Origin of the sequence: Caulobacter sp. UNC279MFTsu5.1 (genome assembly GCF_900114015.1) — a bacterium.
Taxonomy (GTDB): domain Bacteria; phylum Pseudomonadota; class Alphaproteobacteria; order Caulobacterales; family Caulobacteraceae; genus Caulobacter.
On record NZ_FORN01000017.1, the window covers coordinates 35718 to 55308 of the forward strand.

A 19591-nucleotide genomic window follows, 5' to 3' on the forward strand; every position below is an offset into this window, starting at 1 on the left:
GATGAGCGGCTGATCTAGATCCCGTGCCGCCTGGCGAAGGTCTCGAACAGGCTGGGCCAGGCGGCGACCGGCTTGCCCTCGATCGCGCGCAGGCCGAAGCCGTGGCCGCCCTCCTCGAAGACATGCAGCTCGGCCGGGACCGCCTTGGCCTTCAGGGCCGTGAACATCATCAGGCTGTTGACCACCGGCACGGTCCCGTCGTCGGCGGCGTGCAGCAGGAACACCGGCGGGACGCGAGCGGTGACGTTCTGGTCGGGCGAATAGAGCGCCACCTGCTCGGCCGTCGGCGACGAGCCCAGCAGGCGCCCGCGCGAGCCGGAATGGGCGGGCCCCTCCACCATCGACACCACCGGATAGATCAGGGCCGACAGGTCGGGTCGGGCCGACAGGTCGTCGGCGGCGTCGACCCGGTCATAGACCTTGGCGTCGAAGCGGGTGGTCAGGCTGGCCGCCAGGTGCCCGCCGGCCGAGAAGCCCATGATCGACACCCGAGCCGGGTCGAACCGCATCGCCGCCGCCTTCGAGCGCGCCAGGCGCACGGCGCGCTGGGCGTCCTGCAGCGGCGTGTCGGGACCCGCGCCCCAATGGTCGCCGGGCAGGCGGTAGAGCAGGACGAAACAGGTGTAGCCGCGGTCGGCCAGCCAGCGGGCCGTCTCGAAGCCTTCCTTGTCGCTGACTACGCGCTCGTAGCCGCCGCCGGGCATCAGCACCACCGCCGCGCCGTTGGCCTTGGCCGGGCGGAACACGGTCAGGGTCGGCTTGCGGGTGTGGGTCGTGGCGCGATCGGGCAGGCCGCCGGCGACCGTGCGGTCGATCAGGGTTTCGACGGCCGTGACGCCGGCCGAACCCGGCGGGTCGCCGGGCCACAGGGGGAGGACTTCGGTCGGATCCGTCGGAGCCTTCGCGGGCTGGGCGGGCTTTGGATCCGCGAGCGCGGCCCCCGCCAGCAGCGATGTCAGCAGGCCGCCCGTCAGGCTGGCCAAGGTTCCCCGGCGATTGAAGAACATGCGACCTCCCTAAGCGACGCGGAGGGACCCTAGGGCGGGGCCTCCGTCGCGGCAAGTCACCGGTGTCATGCCCTGCGGCTCAGGTCTTCGCGAACCGCAGGTGATGCAGCACGATCCCGCTGGTGGTGGCCACGTTCAGCGAGTCAAAGCCGTTGGCCATCGGAATGCCTATGGTCCTTACCCGGTCCATGACAGCTTGCGACAGCCCCGGCCCTTCCGCCCCCAGCAGCACCGCCGCCCGGGACGGCGGATCGAGCCGCGCCAGGGTCTCGCCGGCCGCCGGGCTCAGGGCCAGCCCCTGGAAGTCGTGGCGCGCCAGCAGCGCGACCACGTCCTCGCCCGGCGCCAGCCAGGCGGTCGGCACGCTGAGCGTGGCGCCGATCGAGACCCGGATGGCCTTGCGATAGAACGGATCGCAGCAGTCGCCGTCCAGGATCACCCCATCGACGCCGAACGCGGCGGCGTTGCGGAAAAGGCCGCCCAGATTGTCATGGTTGGCGATGCCCATCAGCACCAGCACCACCGCGCGCGCGCCGGCCCGGCTCAGCAGCGCCTCGGTGGACGGCGGCTCGGGCTTGACCCCGACGGCCAGGACCCCGCGATGCAGGTGGAAGCCGGCGATGGCGTCCAGCACCGCCTGGCCGGCCACGTGCACCGGGACGCTCGGCGGCAGGCCCGCCAGCACCTCGCCCAGCTTGTCGATCCGCTTGCCGTCGATCAGCAGCGACCGGACGCGCTGCGGCGCGTCGCGGACGAAGGCCCGCAGCACGGTCTCGCCCTCGGCGATGAACAGGCCCTGGCGGCCGACCAGGTCGCGCTCCTTGATGTCGCGATAGGCCGCCACGCGGGGGTCGTCGGGATCGTCGATGGGGATCAGGTCGGGCAACGAGGTTCTCGGGAAAGATGCTAGCGCACGCCCCGTATCGGAAGGATGGCCAGACCGCCAGCCGCCGCCAGTCCGGCGGCCACCAGATAGAGGGCGTGGTAGTTCACATGGGCCGGACCCAGCACCCACATGGCCAGGACCGGCGCCATGGCCTGGGGCAAGGTGTTGGCCAGGTTGATCACCCCCAGGTCCTTGCCGGCGTCCTTCTGCGAGGGCAGCACCTGACTGACCAGGGCGATGTCGACGGCGTAGTAGCAGCCGACCGCGCAGCCGAAGATCACGAAGCCCGCCACCACCACCGGCCAGCCGGGCACGAGCGAGAAGACCAACATCGCCGCCGCCAGGATCAGGGCCGCCCCGGCCGCGAACAGCTTGCGGCGCTTGAGGCGGTCGGACAGCATGCCGCCCAGCATGCCGCAGGCCAGGTTGGCGCAGGTGGCCACCGTGGTCAGCAGGGCCATGCCCTGCTCGGCCCGCCGGCCCGGGAACAGGTCGGTGTAGTGCAGCGCGTCCTGCAGATAGAACAGCATGTAGCCCTGGGTCAGGGTGATCGCGACCAGCACCATGAACCGGCTGATCCAGGCCAGGGCGAAGTCCGGATAGGCCCGCGGATCGATCCAGAACCCGGCCAGGAAGCTGCGCCAGTCGAACGGCGGCCGCTCGCCGCGCGGCAGCGGCGGATCGTTCAGGCTCAGGGCGAACGGCGCGATCGCCGCCAGCAGCACCACGGCGATGGCCAGGTAGCGCGAGGCCTCGCCGACCAGCAGGCCGCCAACCAGGATCGCGCCGGCCATGGCGCCGATCGGATGGCCCAGGCTGAGAAAGGCCGCCACCCTGCCCTTCTGGGCGTCGGGCACCCGATCGGGCAGCACGGCCAGCAGGGCCGCGAACAGCAGGTTGAAGGCCAGCTGGAAACAGACGACCCCCGCCATCAGCTGGACCGCGCTGTGGGCCATCATGATCAGGAAGTAGGACGCCACCGTGCCCAGCGCCCCGACCACCATCCAGGGTCGCCGCCGGCCGAAGCGCGAGGTCGTCCGGTCGCTGATCGCGCCGGCCAGCAGGTTGGCGAGGCTGGCGCTGATCGAGCCCAGAATGGCGACCTGGCTCAGCACCACGGCCTTGCCGGCCGAATCGATGGCCTGGGCCTTCAACGGCAGCAGCACCTGGAACAGGGGCATGAAACTGACATAGGCCCCGATCTGGGCCAGGGTGAAGGCGGCGATGAAGCCGGGCTTCACGAAGGTTGTCGGCCTTGCCCTGTCGATTCCCGCCACCTCCGCCGCCGTCATCATCCCTCCCCGAACGCACGCGATCTCCGCCGCGATTGGCCCGGACACTGGCCTTCCGCGCCGGGGGACACAAGGCGCGAGCGGCGACAAAGCCGGCATTGCGGCGCCCGATCGCGCTTTTTTTGGATTCCGAGCGTCGCCTTATGGCGCGCAGTTGCTCTAGGCTGGCGACATGAAGATGAGTCCAATCCAACAGGACCTCGGCGAGCGGGCGGTTTCATGGCGTCGGTGACGATCTACGACGTGGCGGCGCGCGCCGACGTGTCGATCAAGACGGTCTCGCGCGTCATGAACAACGAACCCAACGTGCGGCCGCAGATGCGCGAGCGCGTGCTCGAAGCCGCCGGCGCCCTGGGCTACGCCCCCAACCTGTCGGCCCGCAGCCTGGCCGGCTCGCGCTCGTTCGTGATCGCCGTCTTCGTCGACGCCTCCCTGACCCTGGACCACTGGCGCAGCGAGCGCGGCTCGGACTACCTGCAGCGCATCCAGCTGGGCGCCACGGTCGAGTCGCGCGGCGCGGGCTACCACCTGCTGGTCGAGCTGATCGACCACGACGACCCGCGCGTCCGCCAGGAGGTCGGCGCCCTGCTGGCCGCCCTCAAGCCCGACGGCGTCATCCTGACCCCGCCCTCCTGCGACAACGAGGTGGTGCTGGAGCTGCTGGACAAGGCCGGCACGCCCTATGTGCGGCTGGGTCCGGAGAAGCCGGAAGGCCTGGGCCCTCGGGTGCACATGGACGACGTCGCCGCCGCCCGCGAGATGACCGATCACCTGATCGGGCTGGGCCACCGGCGGATCGGCTTCATCACCGGCGACCAGCGCTATGGCGCCAGCCAGGCCCGCCGCGAGGGCTATGTCGCCGCCATGAAGGCGCGCGGCCTGAAGGTCGACAAGGCTTGGCTGCAACCGGGCGACTTCACGTTCGAGTCCGGGCACAAGGCCGCAACGGCCCTGTTGGCCCTCGATGAGCGGCCGACGGCGATCTTCGCCAGCTCCGACGAAATGGCCCTGGGCGCCCTGGCGGCGGCGGCCGAGGCCGAGCTTTCATGCCCCGGCGACCTCTCGGTGGCCGGGTTCGACGACAGTCCCGTCTCGCGCCTCAGCCGCCCGCAGTTGACCACCATCCGCCAGCCCCTGGTGGAGATGTCGACCCTGGCCACCAAGATGCTGATCAACGGCGTGACCCGCAAGGCCGAGGCCGGGACCGGCCCCCGCGACGAGCTCCTGCCCTTCACCCTGATCCACCGGGCTTCCACCGCGCCGCCGAAGGGGTGAGGCTCACTCCTGAAGGGCGACCTTCCAGGTGTCGATGGTCGCGCCCAGCTGCTGATCCAGCATCGTCAGGGCGTTGAGATAGTTGATCGCGGCGCTCAGCGCCTGGAGGTCGGCCGAGCGCAGGTTCGCCTCGAAGGTCAGCAGCTCGAAGTTCGAGGCCCGGCCGGCGCTCAGCTTCTCGCGTTCCAGCTCTAAAGTCCTGGCCGCCAGGTCGCGCGACAGCCGCGTGGCCTCCACCTGCCGCCAGGCCAGCTCCACGCCTTGGACGCCGTCGCGCACCTGGGCCTCGACGGTCTGGCGCAGGTCGTCCAGGCGCAGTTCCTGGGTCCGCACCAGGGTCTGGGCCTGGATCTCGGCCTGGCGCGGGCGGTAGTCGCCCAGGGGGATGCGGAACTGCACGCCGACCCCGCCGCTGGTGCGCGGCAGGCCGGCCCCGGCCAGCGGCGCGCCGGCGATCGGGCCGTCGAGCAGGTCGCCGCGCTCGGTCTGCCGTTGCACCGAGCCGTAGACCGACACGTCCCACAAACGGTTGTTGCGCGCCAGGATCAGGCCCTGGCGCGCCTGCTCGACGGCGCGCTTCTGCGACAGGAAGTCGGGACGGTTGTCCAGGGCCGTGGCGATCGCCTGGTCGAGATCGACCGCCGTGGGCCTGGCGTCCGGGGCGTCGGCGGCGACCACGTCGGTGTGCAGGTCGACGGCCAGCAGGGTCAGCAAGGCGATCTGGGCGCTGTTGCGCTGTTGTTCGGCCTGCAGCAGCGCCACCTGCTGGGCGGCGATGTCGGCCTGGGTCTGGACGATGTCGGCCGCGGCCATCCGCCCGGCGTCGATCAGCGCCTGGTTGGTGGCCAGCTGGGCGCGGGAGCGCTCCAGAGACTGACGGGCGATCAACAGCTGCTGCTGGCCCTGGACCAGGGTGCGGTAGGCCAGGATGATGCGGCTGACCGTCTCCGACACCGTCGCCTTCAGGTTCAGGCGGTCGATGGAATCCTGCAGCCGGGCCAGGCGCACCGGCGCGGTGTTGACGGCCAGGCCGGCGCCGCGCAGCAGGGGTTGGCTGACACCGAGCGTGGCCACCTGCGTCGTCAGGTCGTTGCTCCCGCTACGGAGGGTCTGGCGCGCCCAGCCGAAGTCGAACTGCGCCCCGGTCGGGATCAGCCACGACGCGCTTGGGTTCAGTTGCAGGGTCGAGCCGCGCAGGTCGCCGGCCCGCGTGGTCTCGGCCGAGCCGGTGATCGCCCCGATCGGACGAAACCGGGTTTCGGCGACGAACAAGTCGTACTTCTCGGCGGCTCGGACGACATAGGCCGACTTGATCGCGCGGTTGTCGCGCAAGCCCAGGAACACCGCGTCGGCCAGGCTGAGCGTCAGGCGCGGACCGACCGGGGCGGGCCGCGGGCTGGCCGGCGAGCCGACGGGGGCCTGGGCCCGGGCCGGCGGGGCCAGGGCCAACGCCAGGACCAGCACCGCCGGGACCAGCGGCCACCTCGAAAGGCGCTGGGACGGGCGAGGTTCGGCAACCCGATACGCAGACATCCTCGCGCCACCCGACGAACGATATTGACACTAAGGTCAACAAAACACGCTCCTGGCTCTTGTTCAAGTTGCACGGTCAGGCGCAATATGGGCGGGTGCTGGAAGTCCTCGACCTGACCAAGACCTACGGCCCGCCCGACCAGGCCACGTCCGTGCTGCGCGGCGTCAGCTTCAAGGTCGAGACGGGATCGTTCTGCGCGGTCGTCGGCCCGTCGGGCTCGGGCAAGAGCACCCTGATGAACATCATCGGCCTGCTGGACCGGCCCACCGGCGGCGTCCTGCGCCTCGACGGCCGGGAGGTGGCGTTCGGCGACCGTGCGCGGGAGGCGCGGTTCCGCGGCGCGACGATCGGCTTCGTCTTCCAGTCTTTCAACCTGCTGCCGCGCCTGAACGCCTGGGAGAACGTGGCCCTGCCCCTGGTCTATGCCGGCGTCGCCGCCCGCGAGCGCCAACACCGCGCCCTGGCCATGCTGGAGCGGGTGGGCCTGTCGCATCGGGCCCACGCCCGCCCGGCCGAGCTGTCGGGCGGCCAGCGCCAGCGCGTCGCCCTGGCCCGCGCCCTGATCCGCCAGCCCCGGCTGGTCCTGGCCGACGAGCCGACCGGCAGCCTCGACAGCGTCACAGCCGGCGAGGTCATGGCCCTGCTGCGCGACCTCAACCAACGCCTGGGCGTGACCGTGCTGATGGTCACCCACGACAGGGACCTGGCCAAGCGCTGCGAGCGGCGGATCGAGGTGCTGGACGGTCGGGTCGTGGCCGACTCCGCGGCGCCGGCATGACCGCCCTGGCCTCCTCCTCACCGCGCGCGACCTTCGGCGCCTGGACCCAGTCGGGCGCCGAGGCGGTGGCCAATCTGCTGGCCCAGCGGCAGCGCTCGGCCCTGGCTCTGCTGGGCATACTGATCGGCGCCGCCTCGATCGTGGCCATGCTGACCATCGGCCACATGGCCCAGCGCGAGACGCTGAAGCTGTTCGCGCACATGGGCGTGGACATGCTGCAGATCCACGCCAATCCTGTCGGCCCCTTCCCGGCGACGATGGACCGGGCGGCGATCGAGGCCCTGCCCCGCACCGATCCCGACGTCGAGGCCGCCCTGCCGATGGCGATCGACCGGGCGAAGGTGGCCATCGGTCCGGTCAGCCAGGACGCCGGGATCATCGCGGTCGCCCCCAACCTGCCCGACCTGGTCCGGCTGTCGCCCGCCAGCGGGCGGCTGTTCGTCCCGCCCGACGAGGGCGCCCTCGTGGCCGTGCTGGGCGCCGACGCGGCCGCGGCGCTATCCACGCCCGGCGCGCCGGCCGGCGTGGGCTCGCGGATCCGCGTCCGAGGCTATGTGTTCACGGTGATCGGCGTGCTCGCCCCCGTGGCGTTCACGGCCATGGATCCGACCGACTACAACGCCGCCGTGCTGGTGACGCTGGGCGACGCCGCCCGGATCATGGCCACGCCGGAGCCCAGCACGGCGCTGCTGCGCCTGCGTCCGGGCGCCGACGCCAAGGCCGTGGGAGCGCGCCTGGTCGCCCGGCTGGCCAACCCGACCACGGCCCCGCAGGCCCTGAGCGCCCAGGAGCTGATCCAGAGCCTGAACGCCCAGAAGGCCATCCACAGCCGCCTGCTGACGGCGATCGGGGCGATCTCGCTGCTGGTCGGCGGCATCGGGGTCATGAACGTCATGATGATGGGTGTAATGGAGCGGCGGCGCGAGATCGGTCTGCGGGCGGCCCTGGGCGCGACGCCGCGCAACATCCAGGCGATGTTCCTGATCGAGGCGGGGATCCTGGCCCTGATGGGCGGCGTGGTCGGCCTGGCCTTCGGCCTGCTGGCCGCCTTCGTGGCCGCCAAGGCCTCGGGCTGGACCTTCGGCCTGTCGATCTACGTCCTGCCGCTGGGGCCGGGCCTGGCCGCGGCGGTGGGGATGATCTTCGGCTTCTATCCGGCGCTCAGGGCCTCGCGACTGGACCCGATCGTCGCGCTGCGCGACGAATGAGCGGCCGGGATCGCCGACTACTGACATTGTTGTAGACGGCGACGCAGGCTCGATCCTAAGGTTGAGCCATGGCGGCGCGCGGACAGGCCCTGGCGATCTGGCGGTCTCGGAGATGGACGGTCGTGGCGGCCCTGTCCGGGGTCGCGATCCTGGGGCTGTGCCTGGCCCTGGCGCCGCGCCGATCCGCCGCCCCCGATCCCGCCGCGCTCCAGACCCAAGTGCTGTCGCCCCGCCCCTTCGCCGCCACGCTCGGCCTTGTCGGTTCGGTGGTTCCGGGCGACAGCATCGACATCGTCGCCCCGTTCGACGGCGTCGTGCGGCGCCTCGGCTTCGAATACGGGACCAGTGTCACGGCGGGCCAGGTCCTGGTCGAGCTGGACCCCGCCGAGATCGGCCAGCGCCGCAACGAGGCCGAGGCGGCCTATCTGAAGGCGTCGAAGGCCTCCGAGACGCTGGCCGACTGGTCGAGCGGGACCGAGGTCGCGCGCGCCCGCCGGGCGGTGGACGCCGCCGTCCTCGACCTGGCGGATGTCGAGCACAAGACCGCCGAGACCAAGGGGCTGCTCGACCGGGGGCTGGTGCCGCGCGGCGAGTATGACGGCCTGGTCCAGCAGAGGCGGAACCAGGAGATGGTGCTGGCGGGGGCCCGCCAGGATCTGGCCGCCGTGGTCGCCCAGGGGACGGGCGCCGATCGTCGCGTGGCGGCCCTGGAGCTGAGCAACGCCCGCGCCCAGCTGGCCCGGCTGGACGGCCAGGCGGCCGGGGCGATCGTCCGCGCCCCCGAGGCCGGTGTCATCGTGCGCCCGGCCGGCAAGGGCGAGGCCGCCGAGCCGCTCCACGCTGGCCAGGCGGTGACACGGGGTCAGCTGATCGGCTCGATCGCCCGGGCCGGCGGCCTGGCCGTGGCCTTCCAGCTCAGCGAGACCGACGCCAACCGCGTGCAGCCGGGCATGGCCGTGGCGGTCACCGGCCCGGGCTTCGGCGGCTGGACGGTCGCCGGCCACGTGGCCTCGGTCGCCGGCCAGGCCGCGGCGCCGGCGACGGCCGGCGGGCCGTTGGCCAGCTTCCCGGCCACGGCGCGCCTGGACGCCCTGACGCCCGAACAGGCCAGGGCCATCCGCATCGGCATGACGGCCAACGTCACCGTGGACCTCTATCGCAACCCGGCCGCCCTGGTCGCCCCGCCGGCCGCGATCCAGGGCGCGGCGCCCGCCGCCTGGGTCAAGGTCCGGGATCCGCGCGGCGGTCCGCCGCGCACGGTTCCGGTCAAGCTGGGGCGGATCGCGCCCGACGGCGTCGAGATCGTCTCGGGGGTGAAGGCCGGCGACGTGCTGGAGTGGCCGGCGCCGGCCGCCGGGACCGCCGCCCCCGCGTCCTGAACCGGTCCGGATCCCCGCGCAAAAAGACGCCCTGACGACGGGGTCGTCAGGGCAGAACCGGTCCTGCGTCGCTGGGGTAGGGGAAGGCGACGGCTCCGGAAAAGAGCAGACCTAGGGGACGATGGTCAGGGCCGGGCTGGTCTGGACCGAGCCGTTGATGGCGCAGTTCGGGCTCAGGGTCTGGTTGTTGAAGGTGATCAGCCCCGTCGCGCTGACCGAGACGGTCACGGTGCTGGGACCGCAGGTGCCGAACAGGGAGGCCGTCACCGCCACGCCGGCGATGTCGGCCGTGCCGGCGCCCGTGCCGCTGGCCGAGGTGGCCGTGGCGGTCCAGGTTCCGGTCTTGTGGATCAGGCCGCACAGGCCGCCGCCGCCGCTGAAGGTGGCGGTGTCGATCACCCCGACCCCGCCGGTGGTGTGGCCGGTGAAGTTGGCCGTGCAGGGGATGGTCAGCGAGCCCTTGGTCAGGCTGGTGGTGCCCGTGCCGGTGAACGTGCCGTTGGCCGGGCTGAACGACGCGGCCGAAGCCGAGGCGGCGAAGGCGGCCGTGGCCAGCAAGGCGACGGCGGAAGCGAAGATTTTCATGGCGTTTCCCTAGTATTATGAGGCGCTACGGCGCCGTTCGGGCGAGCACATCGCCCGATGTATTAGACGTCCAGGAATAGAATAAGGGGGGTATGTATCCCGAAAATATTCACCCATAGGTTACGTGATTTTTTCTTGAACCTATAATTGATACAAACGCGCAGGAAAGCGCCGCAAGGCTTGAAAAGCCTTTCGGTTCTCGATCGTGCCCCCTTCGTAGATAGCGTCCGCCGCGAACGGCGACGGATCAGGCGCCCTTCAAGGCCTGGTCGAGATGGGCGTGGGCGCGTCGCAGGAGCTCCTTGACGGAGTCCTTCGAGATTCCCATGCGCTCGGCGATCGCGCCGTAGCTGAGATCCTCCATGCGGTTGAGGCGAAAGGCCATGCGGGTGCGGGGCGGCAGGCGCTCGATGACGGCCATGACGCGGGCGTAGTCCTGGCGGGCGCCGACGATGCGCTCGGGCGACAGGTCCTCGGCGGCCTCGGACCATTCGGCGAACGAGCGCTGCAGCTCGGCCGCGCGCACGCCAAGCCGCCGGACCCGGCTGACCAGGACGTTGTGGGCGACGGTGAACAAGTAGCGCTCGACCTCGACGATCGGCGTGTCCAGCCGGGCCGCCTGGACACGCAGGAACACGTCCTGGACCAGGTCCTCGGCCTCGGCGCGCGGAGCCCGGCGCGTGAAATAGCGACGCAGCCGGGGTCCGTGGACGGCCATCCAGGCGCCGAGGTCCGGCCGGGCTGGTGCGGGGTCCGCGGCGGGCGCGGACGCGCGGGGTGACGCCATCGTAGAAACTCCGGCACGACAGCGGCGCCCGCCCCGCGGCCGGGACGGGCGCCGCGGGGTTTGGGTCAGAATCGCTTGCGGACGCTGGCGCCGATCATTCGCGGATCCAGCGTGAAGACGTTGGTGGTCAGGGCGGTGTCGTCGCTGTTGATGAAGGCGCCGGTGATCGGCGTGTCATCCAGCAGGTTCTTGGCGTAGAGCTCGAACTCCAGGCCGTCGTCCGGCTTGGCCAGGGTCAGGCGCAGGTTGACGTTGTACCAGCCGTGCAGCTTGTCGATCGCGTCCTCGTAGACGCGGGCCCAGGACTGCGACTGGTGATAGACGTCGCCGTGCACCCCGCCGACCCAGCCGCCCGACAGCGGCAGGGCGTAGTCGACGCTGATCGACTGGGTCCACCGGGGCTGGTTGGGCAGGCTGTGGCCCGACACGTCGGCATAGAAGCCGCGGCCGCCGTTGGGCAGGTCGGCCTCGGTCGGGGCCGGGAACAGGAACAGGCCCAGGATCGAGCCGGGACAGACGGCGCTGAGATTGGCGTAGTCGGGCATGCCGAAGGCGGCGTTGGCGGCCAGCAGGCTGGCGACATAGCTCTTGGACACGACGCAGTTGGACGGCAGGAACGGGCTGCCCTTCATCACCGTGAAGTCGCTGTGGCCCTGGGTGCGGTTCTCGACGTCGATCGACCTGGAGCCGTCGGCCAGCTTGCTGCCCTGGTAGCCCAGGTTGACGGTCAGGCGCAGGTCGCGGGTCGGCCGCCAGGCGGACTCCAGCTCCAGCCCCCAGATCCTGGCGTCGAAGTTCTCGTTGATCGCGGTGCGGTCCTGGATCTGCGAGACCTGGTAGCCCTTGTAGTCGTAGTAGAAGGCCGCGCCGTTCAGCGTCAGGGCGCCGCCCAGCAGGGTGTTCTTCGTCCCCAATTCGAAAGCGTTGACGTATTCGGGCTTGAAGGTGTCGGGGTAGGCGGTCAGCTGCACCAGCGGCGGCAGGCCCGGCAGGAACGGTTCGTCGCTGTAGCCGATGGCGGGCGGGTTGGCGCCGCCGCCCTTGTAGCCGCGATTGTAGAACGCATAGACCAGGGTCTGGTCGGTGAACGACAGCTTCGGCGACCAGTCCAGGCCCAGTCGTCCGGTCACCACGCCCCACTTCTGCTTGATGTCCTCGCCGACCGGATAGCCGCCGTCGACCGTGCCGCCGTTCGAGGACGACAGCAGCACCTGGGTCGGCACCGGGGTGAAGGTCTTGCGGTCGCGGGTGTAGCGCAGGCCGGCCGTCAGCTTCAGGTCGGGCGTGAAGGCATAGTAGAGCTCGCCGAACACCGCGGCCGACTTGACCTTGTAGATGTTCTTGCTGCGGAAATAGTTGTGGCCCAGGCCGTCGATCTGGTCCAGCGGATGGGGATCGATATAGATGCAGCCGGTCGTTCCGCCCGGCGTGATCGTCGGCGTCGAGCCATCGAAGCTTGTGCCGCACTTGGTCGGGTCGAGGCTGTTGTTGCCGTAGCCGCTGCTCTGGGCGATGGCCGAGACGATGTTGAAGAAGACGTAGTAGTCCTCGGTCGTGCGATAGTCGGTGTAGTTGCCGCCGAGGCTGAAATTGACCGGCCCGTCGAAGGCCGACGACAGGCGCAGCTCCTGCGAGAACTGGCGGCTCTTGGCGCGCACCTGGTCCAGGCCGGCGATCGTGCTGGAGCAGCCCAGCTGCGGATCGCAATAGACCCCGCCCGGCGTCAGGTTTGGGGCCGGGGCGCCCGGAACCACCGCATTGATCAGGCCGGTGGAGTCGTTGAACACCCCGGGCAGGGTGTTGAAGCGGTTGTAGTCCTCGCTCGAGAAATAGCGGTCGCGGTTATAGGCCGTCTGCGAGGTCAGGGTCAGGTTCGGCGCCACGTCGATGTCGACGTTCAGCTCCAGCACGTCGGCCTTGGCGCGATACTTCGGATCGAAGATCGACGAGATGCGCCGCAGGTCCCTGGACTGCATCATGCCGCCATAGGGGTCGGCCACCTTCATCAGGTTGACCGGGCCCGACACGCCGTCGGGATTGAGGCCCAGCACGGCGGTGTTGGTGACCGAGGCCAGGACGAACGGGATCGACAGGCCGTTGGGCGTACCGTAGGCCGCGTCGTCATAGAGCGAGGCGTTCAGGCAGCCCTGGCTGAAGAAGGCGCTGGCCTGCGGGCTGAGCGTGAAGCCGCCCATGGTCTGCGGGCCGGGATCGCGGGTGCACAGCTGCTTGGTGCTGCGGGCCCGGCTGTCGTTTTCGCTGAAATGCTCCCAGATCAGGGCGCCGCGCACCGCCTCGACCGGCTTGAAGCCCAGGGTGACGCGGGTGGAATAGAGGTCGCGACCGTCGATCTTGTTGCCCGTGACATCGTTCTCGGCGAAGCCGTCGCGGGTGGTCGAGGCGCCGGCCAGCCGCAGGTCCAGCTTGTCGCCCGCCAGCGGGATGTTGACGAAACCGCTGAGCCGGCGGCTGCTGTAATCGCCGACCTCGCCCTTGATCTCGCCCTCGAAGACGTCGGTGGGACGGGCCGAGATGATGTTGACCGCGCCGGCCGTGGCGTTGCGGCCGTACAGCGTGCCCTGCGGGCCGCGCAGCACCTCCACCCGCTCGACGTCGAAGAACTCCTGCTCGAAGAAGCGGTTGCGGATGAAGGCCGTGCCGTTGAAGTTGATCGACACGCCGGGGTCGGTCGAGACCGACACCGCCTGGGTGCCGATGCCGCGGATGGTCAGGTTGACGCCGCTGAAGTTGGTCTTGGTGAAACTGACGTTCGGGATCGCCTTGAGCAGGTCGGGCCCGCCCTCGATCTTGGCCGCGTCCAAGGCCTGCTGAGAGAAGGCCGAAATGGCGATCGGCACGTCCTGCGCCGCTTCTTCCTTGCGCTGGGCGGTGACGACCACCTCGTCGACGAGGTTGGACCTGGTCGACGCCGCCGCCGGTCCCTGGGCCTGAGCCTGGGCCTGGGCCAGTCCGGCCGACAGGACGACGGCCACGGCGGAGACCCCGGCGATCCAACAGACGCGCGCGCGGATGCGTTGAGACATATCCCCTCCCAAGGGTCCTCTCCCCGACCGGGGCGGACGTCAAAAGCGTTTCCTCGCCGCATTTTTTTTGGTGGAGCCGCCAGCGGCCGGGCAATCTCCTCACCCTTAGGATGCGTCTATTCACCTCGGTGTCAATACTTATTGACGCCGGTGTTGATTATTCGATCAGAGCCGGGAGCAGATTGGCCGCCAGCCGGCGCACGGCGTCGCGGTCGCGTCCGAGCATTCCACGCAGGGGGCCGCCTATCACCGCGTCGCCGAACGCGCACAGGGTGATCAGCAGCAGGGCCGAGGGAATGTGCCTGGGCGGGTCGTCGCCCGAGGTCAGGACCTTCTCGCTGAGCGCCGCGACCAGGTCGACGACCGCCTCGCGCACGGGCTCCAGGTGCTCGTAGCGATTGGACAGGGCGATCCAGGCCGCCAAATGCCCCGCCCCGCCCTCGTCGAAGGCCGTGAACACGATGTCCACAACGGTTCGCGGCGCCCGCGCGTCGGACCGGACGTGAGCCACGGCCGTCTCCAGCGCCGTGGCCAGGTCGCGGACCATGGCTCCCATCAGGGCTGACTGAAGCTCGGCGGCCGAGCCGAAATGATGGATCAGGGTGCCGTGGGTGACGCCGATGTCCTGGGCCACCGCCTGCAGGGTCAGGCCGTTCGGACCGCCGGCGATCAGCAGCTTGCGGGCGCTGACCAGGGCCTGGGCGCGAGCTTCGTCGGGGGAGCGTCGCCGCCTGACGGCCTGTTCGTCCTTCGCCTTGCCCGCCCCCGCCATGACCGTCACTATTTATATTGAAGTCAACGACAGTAAGGACAACATCCGCATAGGATGTAAACCCGTCACGGTTGATCTGGCGTCAGTCGCTGTCGCGGGGTCAGAACAGGAAGGTCGGCAGCAGCCGGGCTACGATCTTGCGGCCCGCGTCGTCCTCGCGGTCGAGCATGTCGCGCAACGGCGCGCCGATCACCGCGTCGCCGAACGCGTACAGCGCGATGAACAGCACCGCCGAAGTGACGCGGTGGTGGGTCTGCTCGCCTTCGGCGGCGAAGGTCTCGCAGATGGCGTCGACCAGGTCGCGCACGGCGGCCCGGACCGGCTCCAGGTGCTGGAGGTCGCCGGACAGGGCGATCCAGGCGGCCAGGCGTCCCGCCCCGCCCTGGTCGAAGGCGTCAAACACCGCGTCGACCAGGGCCCGGGGCGCGCCGGGATTCGAACGCAGCTGCTCGACGGCCGCGCCCAAGGCGTCGGTCAGGTCGCGGACCATCGATTCCATCAGCGCCGACTGCAGGCCGGCGGCGGATCCGAAGTGATGGATGAGGTTGGCGTGGGTCACGCCGATCTCGTCGCCGACGGCCTTCAGGGTGACCGCCGTCGGTCCCGACGTGATCAGCAGCCGCCGCGCCGAGGCCAGGGCCTCGCGGCGCGCGACCTCGGGCACGCGGCGTCGACGCTTGGTGGCGGCCTCGGGTCCTGGACCATCTATTGACATCGATGTAACTTACATTTATGTAGATATCGTCGAGCGTCGATATATTCCGCGGTCCGACGACGGTCCGGATCGTCCAGATTCGCCGCCTTATTGACAGACAGTTTAGGAGAAGTTGCCGCCATGGCCCAGGTCTTTCCACGCCCCGCCGAGACGACGACGGCGCGCCAGGAGCCCCTCTCATGACCAGACTGGACAAGACCCCGGCGGATCTCGACATCCGCGCCCGCGACATGGCCTTCGGCCGCGAGACCCCCGCCGGCCGCTGGTGGCTGGGCGGCGATCCGGTCGGCACGGCCTTCTACAACGCCCTGTCGGTGACCTTCCCCCTGGGCGAGCGGTTCTTCATGGACGCCGTCCGCCACTATCGCAACGTGGCGCCGCCGGAGCTGCGCCAGCAGATCGCCGGCTTCCTGGCCCAGGAAGCGATGCACACCCGCGAACACCTGTTCTTCAACAAGCAGGTCGCCGACCACGGCTTCGACGTCGCGGCGATGGAGCAGCGCACCCGCGACCGCCTAGCCTTCGCCCGCAGCCGCCCCCCATTGCAGCAGCTGGGCGCGACCGTGGCGCTCGAGCACTTCACGGCCATCCTGGCCCACGCCCTGCTGGCCGATCCGCGCCACCTGGACGGCGCCTCGGACGAGGCCAAGGCCATGTGGCGCTGGCACGCGATCGAGGAGGTCGAGCACAAGGCCGTGGCCTACGACACCTTCATGCTGGCCGCCGCGCGGCTGCCGGCCTGGCGGCGGTGGACGCTGCGCACCATGACCATGATCGCCGCCACTCGCCTGCTGTTCGCCACCGTCGGAAGCAATATCGGCGACATCTTCACCGCCGACGGGATCAACAACGCCCACAGCTGGCGGCGGCTGCTGCGCTTCATGCTGGTCAAGCCGGGCATGCTGAGACAGGTGCTGGGCGCCTACGTCTCCTACTTCAGGCCGGGCTTCCATCCCTGGCAGCACGACGACCGGGCCCTGATGCGCGCGGCCGAGCAGGACCTGTCGGCCGCCTACGCCCCGGCGGAGGCCGTGGCGTGATCGTCGGCCTGGCGCTCGCCGCGGCCCTGGACCAGGGCCAGGCCGACGTGACGGGCCTGTGGCACGCGCCCGGCGACGGCGGCTCGACGGTGCGGCTGGAGCGCTGCGACGAGGGCCTGTGCGGTTACATCGTCACCTCGCCGCACATCCAGGCCGACCCTGGCCAGAAGGACATCCGCAACCGCGACGCCGCCCAGCGCGGCCGGCCCTTGCGCAACCTGATGTTCATGAAGGTCCGCCCCCTCGGTCCGGGCCGCTGGGGCGACGGCTGGGTGTACAACCCCGAGGACGGCGGCGCCTACAAGGGCGTCATGACCCTGCGTCCGGACGGCCTGCTGAGCCTGAAGGGCTGCATCGTCGCCCCCTTCTGCAAGACCCAGACCTGGCGCCGCGCGAACTGAGGAACGACGGCGCGCAGCCTTGCTGTAATCATGTAACGCGTTCTCAAGCCGGACGGCCGAAGCTATAGGACGGCCATGCGTCGAGCGATGACATGGTGGCGGAACCTGGGGGGCCTGATGGCCGCCTGCGTCCTGGCGCTGCTCGTCGTCGCGCCCACGGTCGGCATGGCCGCCTGCGTCTGCGATGACGCCGTCGCCGGCGTCGAGACCAGCGTGGCCGCCGGTCAGGCCGTCCAGGGCGACGCGCAGGATCACGGGACGCCTTGCGAGGCCCCGGGCTGCGTGGGCGGCCACTGCCATCATGGCGGGGCCATGCTCGACACGCCGGTCGCGGCGGTTTCCGCGCCCATTCCCGTCGTTTCCGAACATGCGATGGCGTCCGCCCAGGCGCTCGCCTCGCGTCCGATCGCCGGTCCCGACCGCCCGCCTCGCGGCTGACGGCCCGCGCGCAATCCGCGCGCCGTCGTCCATCCATCGCGAGGAATCTCCATGTCATCGACCCGATGGCCGCTGCGCGCGGCCTTGGCCTGCGTCGCGTCCTGCGTGCTCTGCACGTCGGCCTCGGCCCAGGCCGCGCCCCCCTTCCCGGCCCTGCTGAAACAGGCCCAAGCCTCCGCGCCGCGCCTGGCGCTGGGCGTCGCCGAGACTCGCGCCGCCGAGGGCCAGGCGGTCCAGGCCGCCGCCCGACCAAACCCGACCCTCGGCCTGGTGGTCGAGAACGTCGCCGGGTCCGGCCCCTACCAGGACTTCGAGCGCGCCGAGACGACCTTGTCGATCGAGCAGCCGCTGGAACTGGGCGGCAAGCGCGCCGCGCGGACCTCGGCGGCCAGGGCCGATCTCGCCGCCGCCCAGGCCCGCGCCGCGCTAGGCCAGGTCGACTTCGCGCGTGACCTGGCGCTGGCCTACGCCGACGCCGAGGCGGCGCAGCAGCGCCTGGCCATCGCCCGCGACGGCGTCGACCTAGCCCAGGCCGACGCCAGGGCCGCCCGCCTGCTGGTCGACCACGGCAAGGAGGCCCAGGTCCGGGCCGTGCAAGCCGAGGCCGGTCTGGCCACGGCGCGCGCCGAGCTGGGCGGCGCCCGGGCCGAAGCCGAGACCGCCCTGGCCCGCCTCGGCGCGCTGGCCGGTGCGCCCGCCAGCTACGCCGCCGTGGCCGGCGGCCTGCTGGACGCCATTCCGGCGGCCGCGCCGTCGGAGCCCGCCTTCAGTCCGGCCATCGCCGCCGCACGGGCCGAGCGCGACGCCGCCGAGCGCCGCATCGCCGTGGAGCGGGCCCGCCGCACGCCCGATCTGGCCGTCAGCTTCGGGATTCGCCGGTTCCAGGACGAAGACGCCGCCGCGGCGGTCTTCGGGATCTCCGCGCCCCTGCCGCTGTTCGACCGCAACCGGGGGGCCGTCGCGACCGCCACGGCCAACGCCCAGGCGGCTCAGGCCCGGCTGGCCATGGCCCAGGCCGAGCAGGACGGCGACCGCCGCGCCGCCACCGCCCAGGTCGCCGCCGCCGACCAGACGCTGGACGCCTCGCGGCAGGCGCAGGACGCCGCCGCCGAAACCTACCGCCTGGCCCGGATCGGCTACGACGCCGGCCGCCTGCCGTTGTCCGAGCTGCTGGCCGCCCGCCGCGACCTGATCGCCGCGCGCGGCCGGGCCGTCGACATCAAGCTGGCCCGCGTCAAGGCGCTGGCCGACCTCGCCCGCGCCCAGGGCCGCCTTCCCTTCGGAGACCAACCGTGATCGCTCGCCGTTCCCTCATCGCCTCGGCGGTCGCCCTGATCGCCGCCGCCGGTCTCGGCTACGGCGCCGCCCAACTGCCTCAAGGCCGCCCCGGCGCCCCCGCGTCTGAAAAGGAAGGCGCCGAGCACGACGTCCACGACCCGGCGGACTTCGTGCCCCTGAAGCTCGCCGACGCGGCGGCGGCCGGCGTCTCGGTCGTCACGCCGGGGCGCGGCGGCGGCGGCGACATCCTGCTGCCGGGGCGCGTGGCCCTGGCCGCCAACGCCCTGGCCGCCCTCGGCGCGCCGGTGTCCGGCGCGGTGGAGCGCGTCCATGTCTCGGCCGGCGCGGCCGTGACCGTCGGATCGCCCATCGCGACCCTGCGCAGCGCCGACGCCGCCTCCGGCCGCGCCAGCCTCGACGCCGCCGCGGCCGCCGCCCGGGCCGCCCAGGCCGCCGCCAGCCGCGACCGTCGCCTGTTCGAGGCCGGCGTGGTCGCCCGTCAGGACTGGGAAGTCAGCCAGGCCGTCGCCGAGAAGGCCCAGGCCGACCATCGCGCCGCCCAGGCCCAGGTCCGCGCCATGGGCGGGCCAGGCGCCAATGGCGTCACGGTCCTGCGCAGCCCGATCGCGGGGGTCGTGACGCGGATCGAAGCCCAGGTCGGCGGTTTTCTGACCCAGGGGACGCTGGTCGCCGAGATCGCCGACCAGAGCCGCGCCGAATATGTCTTCGACGCCCCCGCCGCCGCGGCCGACGCCATCCGGCTCGGCCAGGTGATCCACGTCCAGACGCCGGACGGCCAGGAAGCGCCGGCCAGGATCAGCGCCGTGGCGCCCGGCGCGTCGGGCGGCAACACCGCCACCGTCCGCGCCGCGCCCTCCGGCAAGACCGCGCCGGTCGGGTCGGTCGTCTCGGCCCGGGTGATGACGGGCGCAAGCGATGGCGGCGCGATCATCGCGCCCAGCGAGGCGGTCCAGACCGTGGCGGGCCGCCCGGTGGTGTTCGTGGTCGAGGCGGACGGCTTCCGCGCCAGGCCGGTGACCCCCGGCCGGGTCGCCGCCGGCTCCACCGAGATCCTGCGCGGCCTGACCGGAACCGAACGCATCGCCGGCAAGGGCGCCTTCCTGCTCAAGGCCGAGCTCGGCAAGGGCGAAGCCGGACATGAGGACTAAGCC

The 19591-nt window shown here is 71.3% G+C and carries 19 protein-coding genes; 10 read left to right on the forward strand and 9 right to left on the reverse strand.

Going from position 1 to position 19591, the window contains the following annotated elements; translation table 11 throughout:
• Window positions 1-14 precede the first annotated feature (14 nt).
• The 3 genes from BM066_RS11665 to BM066_RS11675 form a co-directional block, all read right to left on the reverse strand.
• A complete protein-coding gene (locus BM066_RS11665) occupies window positions 15-1007 on the reverse strand; it encodes an alpha/beta hydrolase (protein ID WP_089928006.1) in 993 nt (330 codons plus the stop codon).
• A gap of 79 nt (window positions 1008-1086) precedes the next feature.
• Window positions 1087-1893, reverse strand: coding sequence for a TrmH family RNA methyltransferase (locus BM066_RS11670; RefSeq protein ID WP_089928011.1), 807 nt, complete (start codon window positions 1891-1893; stop codon window positions 1087-1089).
• 20 nt (window positions 1894-1913) lie between these two features.
• Window positions 1914-3185, reverse strand: coding sequence for an MFS transporter (locus tag BM066_RS11675; RefSeq protein WP_089928151.1), 1272 nt, complete (start codon window positions 3183-3185; stop codon window positions 1914-1916).
• On the opposite strand from BM066_RS11675, the gene BM066_RS26440 reads away from it, so the two are divergent.
• Both BM066_RS26440 and BM066_RS11680 read left to right on the forward strand, forming a co-directional pair.
• Complete coding sequence (locus BM066_RS26440) at window positions 3118-3348, forward strand: hypothetical protein (protein WP_177218441.1); 231 nt, start codon at window positions 3118-3120, stop codon at window positions 3346-3348. The two genes, BM066_RS11675 and BM066_RS26440, sit on opposite strands and share 68 nt — an antisense overlap.
• Window positions 3349-3404: 56 nt before the next feature.
• The gene (locus BM066_RS11680; RefSeq protein ID WP_089928017.1) at window positions 3405-4460 is read left to right on the forward strand and encodes a LacI family DNA-binding transcriptional regulator; all 1056 of its coding nucleotides are present in this window, start codon (window positions 3405-3407) and stop codon (window positions 4458-4460) included.
• Window positions 4461-4463: 3 nt separating this feature from the next.
• On the opposite strand, the gene BM066_RS11685 is transcribed toward BM066_RS11680, so the two are convergent.
• Window positions 4464-5993: a TolC family protein gene (locus tag BM066_RS11685; protein ID WP_089928020.1), complete on the reverse strand. Its 1530-nt coding sequence runs from the start codon at window positions 5991-5993 to the stop codon at window positions 4464-4466.
• Between the two features lie 59 nt (window positions 5994-6052).
• On the opposite strand from BM066_RS11685, the gene BM066_RS11690 reads away from it, so the two are divergent.
• The 3 genes from BM066_RS11690 to BM066_RS11700 all read left to right on the forward strand — a co-directional run bounded on the left by BM066_RS11690 (window position 6053) and on the right by BM066_RS11700 (window position 9359).
• Entirely contained in the window at window positions 6053-6772 is a 720-nt protein-coding gene (locus BM066_RS11690; protein ID WP_255367561.1) for an ABC transporter ATP-binding protein, read from the forward strand.
• Window positions 6769-7980, forward strand: a complete 1212-nt coding sequence (locus BM066_RS11695; RefSeq protein ID WP_089928023.1) for an ABC transporter permease — start codon at window positions 6769-6771, stop codon at window positions 7978-7980. Before BM066_RS11690 ends, BM066_RS11695 begins: the two co-directional genes overlap by 4 nt.
• 122 nt (window positions 7981-8102) lie before the next feature.
• A complete protein-coding gene (locus BM066_RS11700; protein ID WP_177218442.1) occupies window positions 8103-9359 on the forward strand; it encodes an HlyD family secretion protein in 1257 nt (418 codons plus the stop codon).
• 111 nt (window positions 9360-9470) lie between these two features.
• On the opposite strand, the gene BM066_RS11705 is transcribed toward BM066_RS11700, so the two are convergent.
• From BM066_RS11705 to BM066_RS11725, 5 genes are all read right to left on the reverse strand, one after another.
• The gene (locus BM066_RS11705) at window positions 9471-9944 is read right to left on the reverse strand and encodes an activator of alkane oxidation (protein WP_089928029.1); all 474 of its coding nucleotides are present in this window, start codon (window positions 9942-9944) and stop codon (window positions 9471-9473) included.
• A gap of 247 nt (window positions 9945-10191) precedes the next feature.
• Window positions 10192-10731 (reverse strand): RNA polymerase sigma factor, encoded by a 540-nt coding sequence (locus BM066_RS11710; protein WP_089928032.1) that lies wholly within the window; start codon window positions 10729-10731, stop codon window positions 10192-10194.
• A gap of 65 nt (window positions 10732-10796) precedes the next feature.
• Entirely contained in the window at window positions 10797-13775 is a 2979-nt protein-coding gene (locus tag BM066_RS11715) for a TonB-dependent receptor (RefSeq protein WP_089928035.1), read from the reverse strand.
• 157 nt (window positions 13776-13932) lie between these two features.
• Entirely contained in the window at window positions 13933-14547 is a 615-nt protein-coding gene (locus BM066_RS11720; protein WP_089928159.1) for a TetR/AcrR family transcriptional regulator, read from the reverse strand.
• Window positions 14548-14647: 100 nt separating this feature from the next.
• Complete coding sequence (locus BM066_RS11725; protein ID WP_089928038.1) at window positions 14648-15262, reverse strand: TetR/AcrR family transcriptional regulator; 615 nt, start codon at window positions 15260-15262, stop codon at window positions 14648-14650.
• Window positions 15263-15441: 179 nt separating this feature from the next.
• Here BM066_RS11725 and BM066_RS11730 point away from each other — a divergent pair, with 179 nt between their 5' ends.
• The 5 genes from BM066_RS11730 (at window position 15442) to BM066_RS11750 (ending at window position 19588) form a co-directional block, all read left to right on the forward strand.
• On the forward strand, window positions 15442-16302 hold the full coding sequence (locus BM066_RS11730) for a metal-dependent hydrolase (RefSeq protein WP_089928041.1): 861 nt from the start codon (window positions 15442-15444) through the stop codon (window positions 16300-16302).
• Window positions 16299-16703, forward strand: coding sequence for a DUF2147 domain-containing protein (locus BM066_RS11735; protein ID WP_089928044.1), 405 nt, complete (start codon window positions 16299-16301; stop codon window positions 16701-16703). The genes BM066_RS11730 and BM066_RS11735 overlap by 4 nt, the downstream gene beginning before the upstream one ends.
• A 117-nt stretch (window positions 16704-16820) precedes the next feature.
• Window positions 16821-17141, forward strand: a complete 321-nt coding sequence (locus tag BM066_RS11740; RefSeq protein WP_255367562.1) for a hypothetical protein — start codon at window positions 16821-16823, stop codon at window positions 17139-17141.
• 51 nt (window positions 17142-17192) lie between these two features.
• Window positions 17193-18437 carry a TolC family protein gene (locus BM066_RS11745; RefSeq protein ID WP_089928050.1) on the forward strand — a complete coding sequence of 415 codons (1245 nt, stop codon included), beginning with the start codon at window positions 17193-17195 and terminating at the stop codon, window positions 18435-18437.
• On the forward strand, window positions 18434-19588 hold the full coding sequence (locus BM066_RS11750) for an efflux RND transporter periplasmic adaptor subunit (protein ID WP_089928053.1): 1155 nt from the start codon (window positions 18434-18436) through the stop codon (window positions 19586-19588). The genes BM066_RS11745 and BM066_RS11750 overlap by 4 nt, the downstream gene beginning before the upstream one ends.
• Window positions 19589-19591: the final 3 nt, after the last annotated feature.